The sequence below is a fragment of the Actinocrinis sp. genome (assembly GCF_035946395.1).
GTDB lineage: Bacteria > Actinomycetota > Actinomycetes > Streptomycetales > Catenulisporaceae > Actinocrinis.
In genome coordinates, this window is sequence record NZ_DASYZI010000016.1 from 1 (window position 1) to 1,989 (window position 1,989).

At 70.6% G+C, this 1,989-nt stretch carries 1 protein-coding gene; it reads left to right on the plus strand.

All coding sequences use genetic code 11. The features are described 5' to 3' along the window. Positions 1-1,989 (plus strand): HAD-IIIC family phosphatase (locus tag VGS97_RS01335; protein WP_326851284.1); only part of this gene is annotated, 1,989 nt, incomplete at both ends.

Sequence of the window (1,989 nt, forward strand, 5' to 3'; positions counted from 1 at the left end):
GCTGGCCCGGGTGCTGGAGAAGGGCGCCTCGTTCTTCGACGCCATGTCAGCCCTCGTCGAGGAGGGTCTGTACCGGCCGGACGCGCCGCTGGTCGAGGTCTACTTCAACTTCATCCGGCCGCAGGCGCTGAAGGTGCGCGGCCTGGAGATCGTGCAGGCGGGCACCGGCTATTCGGACCTCGACCTCATGGTCACCATCGCCAGCGACCTGAATCACCTGCGGCTGGACTACAACCTCGACATCATCGGCGAGCAGGACTGCGTCCGCTTCGGGCAGGATTACCTGGAACTGCTCGCCGAGATCGCCTCGGGGGCGCAAGCACAGGCAGGGCCCGCGCCTGTACCCGTGCCCGTATCAGTGCCCACCTCGGCGGCGCCCGCATCCGCATCGGCGACAGCCGCATCCGTAGCGCTCGCCGCGACGTTCGCCCTCGGCGACCTGACGGCGATGCTGGAAACAGCGCTCGAAGACGAAGGCACCACGTTCACAGTCGCCACCGCGCCGTATCACCAAGCCCTGGCCGCTCTCCAGGACCCAGCCGGAGTCTTCGCCCAGTCCACGGCCGCCGTCGGCGTCGTGCTGCTGCGTGCCGCCGACCTCGCGCGGTTCGGCCCGGTGAGTGACGAGCTGCTCTCCGAGCTCGCCGACGAGTATCCCGCCGCGCTGCGTTCGCTGCACGAACGGACCGGCCTGCCGATGATCGTCGGCTTCCTGCCGGCCAGGTCGGCGGACGACCGGCTGCTGCGCTGGGAGCGGGAACTCGCCGCGCGGCTGCGCTCGGCGCCAGGTCTCGCGGTTCTGTCTCCCGAGAGCTGGGGCCACGGCTTCGACGTCGCAGAGCCCTTCGACGAGGAGACGGACGCCCTTGCTCACCTCCCGTTCAGCCCGTCCTTCCAGGCCGCGGTCGCGCTCACGGCGGCCGACCTGGTCAGGGCGGTCCGCCGCACACCGCCCAAGGTCATCGCAGTGGACGGCGACGAGACGCTGTGGGGCGGCGTGGCCGGTGAGATCGGGCCGGACGCGGTCGACCTGACCGGGCCGCGCGATACGCTCGCCCGCAGGCTGCTGGAATGGCGTGCCGCGGGTGTGCTGCTCGCTTTGGTCAGCAACAACGACGAGGCCACCGTTCTCAGCGTGCTGGAACGGCCGGACAGCCGGTTGCGGGCCGAGCACTTCAGCGCGGTCTCGGCGACCTGGGGGCCGAAGGCGGCCCGGCTCGAAGCGATCGCCGACGGGCTCGGACTCGGGCTCGACAGCTTCCTGTTCCTCGACGACAACCCGGTCGAGATAGCCGCGATGCGATCGCAGCTGCCTGAGGTCCTGTGCGTCACCTGCCCGCCGGCGAGCGAGCTCGACGCCTTCGTCACCCGGCTCTGGCCGGTCACCCCGAAGGCCGCGACCAGGGAGGACGCCGCGCGAGCGGACTTCTACCGGCAGGAACGCCTTCGAACCCGGGAGCGTGAACGCAGCGGCTTTCTGGATTTCCTCGAACGGCTCCGGCTCGAAGTCGACATCCGGCCGCTGTCCGCCGCGACGATCGAGCGCTCGGCTCAGCTGAGCCGCCGTACCAACCAGTTCAACCTGCGCCCGGAGCCGCTGGACGAAGCCGCGCTGACCCGCTGGCAGCTGGACGGCGAGGTGTGGACGGCCTCGGTAAGCGACCGGTTCGGCGACTACGGCCAAGTCGGCGTGCTCGTGCTGCGGCGGGACGGGAACGCGCTCGAAGTCGCGGCGTGGATGCTCAGCTGCCGTGCGCTGGGCCGAGGCGTGGAGGAGCGGCTGCTTCAGTGGCTGGCCGACCGCGCCGAGACGCTGGGCTGCGAGACGGTACGGCTCATCGCCGAAAACACGCCGCGCAACGTTCCGGCGCGGCGACTCGTGGCGGCGCTCGGCGGGGGAGAGGTCGACGATCCGAGGCTGGACGTGGCGGCCCCGCTTTCGAGGCTGCGGACGTTCCGGTCGTGGGATGAGGACAGTGACGGGCTAGA